Below are 2,594 nucleotides of genomic sequence, written 5' to 3' on the forward strand. Positions count from 1 at the left end.
GACGCGCGCCGCCCAGTAATCGACCGCGCCCTTGCCCTTGCCCATGCGGACTTCGGTCGGCTTCGACGTCACCGGCACGTCCGGGAAGACACGGATCCAGACGCGGCCGGCGCGCTTCATCTCGCGGGTGATCGCGCGGCGAGCCGCCTCGATCTCGCGCGCGGTGACGCGGTTCGGCTCAAGCGCCTTCAGCCCGAAACCACCGAAATCCAGATTGGTGCCACCCTTGGCGGCACCATGGATACGGCCCTTGAACTGCTTGCGGAACTTTGTGCGCTTTGGCTGCAGCATCGTTCTAACTCCAAATTCTCAACTGTCTCAGGCGTTTTCGCGACGGCGACCGCGTTCGCGCTCACCACCACCGCCATGCGCATGATCGCCCTCGGTGGCGCGGCGCTCCGAAGCCATCGGATCGTGCTCGAGGATTTCCCCCTTGAACACCCAGACCTTGACGCCGCAGATGCCGTAGGCGGTGTGTGCTTCGGCCGTGCCGTAGTCGACGTCGGCGCGCAGCGTATGCAGCGGCACGCGACCCTCGCGGTACCATTCCATGCGCGCGATCTCGGCGCCGCCGAGACGGCCGGCGCAGTTGATGCGGATGCCTTCGGCACCGAGGCGCATCGCCGACTGGACGGCGCGCTTCATGGCGCGGCGGAACGCGATGCGGCGCTCGAGCTGCTGGGCGATCGACTGGGCGACCAGCGTGGCGTCGATCTCGGGCTTACGCACTTCGACGATGTTCAAATGCGTCTCGGACTTCGTCATCTCCATCAGCTTCTTGCGAAGCTTCTCGATGTCGGCGCCCTTCTTGCCGATGATCAGGCCCGGACGCGCCGCATGGATGGTGACGCGGCACTTCTTGTGCGGACGCTCGATCACAACCTTCGAAATCGCAGCCTGCTTGAGTTCCTTCTCAAGATACTTGCGGATCTTGATGTCCTCATGCAGCAGCTGGCCGTACTCGCCGGTGTTGGCGAACCAACGCGAATCCCAGGTACGGTTGATGCCGAGACGCAGACCGATCGGATTGATTTTCTGGCCCATTATGCGGCCTCCACTTTTTCTTCGACTTCACGAACGACGATCGTGAGGTGCGAGAACGGCTTCTCGATACGGCTGGCGCGGCCACGGCCACGGGCATGGAACCGCTTCATGACGATCGACTTGCCGACATAGGCTTCCGCCACGATCAGCGCATCGACGTCGAGGTCGTGGTTGTTTTCCGCGTTGGCGATCGCCGATTCCAGCGTCTTCTTGACCGTGCCGGAAATCCGCTTGGCCGAGAATTCGAGATCGGAAAGCGCTGTCGCGACCTTCTTGCCGCGGATCAGCGCGGCAACCAGGTTCAGCTTCTGCGGGCTGATACGGATCGTGCGCAACACGGCGCGCGCTTCGTTGTCAGCAAGCCTGCGCGGAGCTTTGGCCTTGCCCATGATTATTTCCTCTTCGCCTTCTTATCCGCGCCATGACCGTAATAGGTCCGGGTCGGAGCGAATTCACCGAACTTGTGGCCGACCATGTCTTCGTTCACCGAAACGGGAACGTGCTTCTGGCCGTTGTAGACACCGAAGGTGAAGCCGACGAACTGCGGCAGGATGGTGGAGCGACGGCTCCACATCTTGATCACCTCATTGCGACCACCTTCACGAACCTTGTCCACCTTCTTGAGAAGGTAGCCGTCAATGAAGGGGCCTTTCCAAATCGAACGAGTCACTTGGCGTTACCTCTTCTTAGCTCTTGCGCTGATGGCGCGAGCGCAGGATGAACTTGTCGGTCGCCTTATTGGACCGCGTCTTCTTGCCCTTGGTAGGCTTGCCCCAAGGTGAAACCGGATGGCGGCCACCGGAGGTGCGGCCTTCGCCGCCGCCATGCGGATGGTCGACCGGGTTCATGGTCACGCCGCGGTTGTGCGGACGTTTTCCCCGCCACACAGTGCGGCCTGCCTTGCCGTCATTGATGTTGCCGTGGTCCGGGTTGGACACGGCGCCGACAGTGGCCATGCACGAGCCGTGGACGACACGCTGCTCACCCGAGTTCAGGCGCAGGATCGCCATGCCCTGGTCACGGCCGACGAGCTGGGCGTAACCGCCAGCCGAACGGGCAACCTGGGCGCCCTTGCCCGGCTTCAGCTCGATGTTGTGGACGATCGTGCCGACCGGCATCGAGGCCAGCGGCATCGCATTGCCCGGCTTCACGTCGACCGCTTCGCCGGCCACGATCTTGTCGCCGGCAGCAAGGCGCTGCGGGGCGATGATGTAGGACAGCTCACCATCGTCATACTTGATCAGCGCGATGAAGGCGCTGCGGTTCGGATCGTACTCGATACGCTCGACAGTTCCGACAATGTCGAACTTGCGGCGCTTGAAGTCGATGATGCGGTACGTACGCTTGTGACCGCCGCCGATGAAGCGGGCCGTGATGCGGCCGTAATTGTTACGGCCGCCCGACTTGGTCAGGCCTTCTGTCAAGCCCTTGACGGGCTTGCCCTTGTAGAGGCCCGAGCGATCGACGATGACCAGCTGGCGGGTGCCCGGCGTTATCGGGTTGAATTTTTTCAGTGCCATGTTTGTTGTCCTCGCGGTCTTGCTCAGAGA

5 protein-coding genes are annotated in these 2,594 nt (G+C 62.4%); all 5 read right to left on the reverse strand.

What is annotated here, in order from left to right; genetic code table 11:
* Positions 1 to 291, reverse strand: a 291-nt coding sequence (gene rplP, locus EOA85_RS32345; protein WP_127212436.1) for a 50S ribosomal protein L16, incomplete at its 3' end; no start/stop codon positions are given.
* A 27-nt stretch (positions 292 to 318) separates the two neighbouring features.
* Positions 319 to 1,044: a 30S ribosomal protein S3 gene (gene rpsC / locus EOA85_RS32350; RefSeq protein WP_029352216.1), complete on the reverse strand. Its 726-nt coding sequence runs from the start codon at positions 1,042 to 1,044 to the stop codon at positions 319 to 321.
* Entirely contained in the window at positions 1,044 to 1,433 is a 390-nt protein-coding gene (gene rplV / locus EOA85_RS32355; protein ID WP_023799292.1) for a 50S ribosomal protein L22, read from the reverse strand. Before rplV ends, rpsC begins: the two co-directional genes overlap by 1 nt.
* A gap of 2 nt (positions 1,434 to 1,435) precedes the next feature.
* Positions 1,436 to 1,714, reverse strand: coding sequence for a 30S ribosomal protein S19 (gene rpsS, locus EOA85_RS32360; protein WP_006205463.1), 279 nt, complete (start codon positions 1,712 to 1,714; stop codon positions 1,436 to 1,438).
* Positions 1,715 to 1,730: 16 nt separating this feature from the next.
* Entirely contained in the window at positions 1,731 to 2,564 is an 834-nt protein-coding gene (gene rplB, locus EOA85_RS32365) for a 50S ribosomal protein L2 (RefSeq protein ID WP_065008706.1), read from the reverse strand.
* Between the last annotated feature and the right edge of the window lie 30 nt (positions 2,565 to 2,594).

It is taken from the genome of Mesorhizobium sp. M5C.F.Ca.IN.020.29.1.1, assembly GCF_003997375.1.
Taxonomy (GTDB): Bacteria; Pseudomonadota; Alphaproteobacteria; order Rhizobiales; family Rhizobiaceae; genus Mesorhizobium; species Mesorhizobium wenxiniae.

Bases quoted from the DNA above. Each gene is read 5' to 3' on its own strand.
- rpsC (WP_029352216.1), bottom strand. From the start codon at position 1,044: ATGGGCCAGAAAATCAATCCGATCGGTCTGCGTCTCGGCATCAACCGT.
- rplV (WP_023799292.1), bottom strand. From the start codon at position 1,433: ATGGGCAAGGCCAAAGCTCCGCGCAGGCTTGCTGACAACGAAGCGCGC.
- rplB (WP_065008706.1), bottom strand. From the start codon at position 2,564: ATGGCACTGAAAAAATTCAACCCGATAACGCCGGGCACCCGCCAGCTG.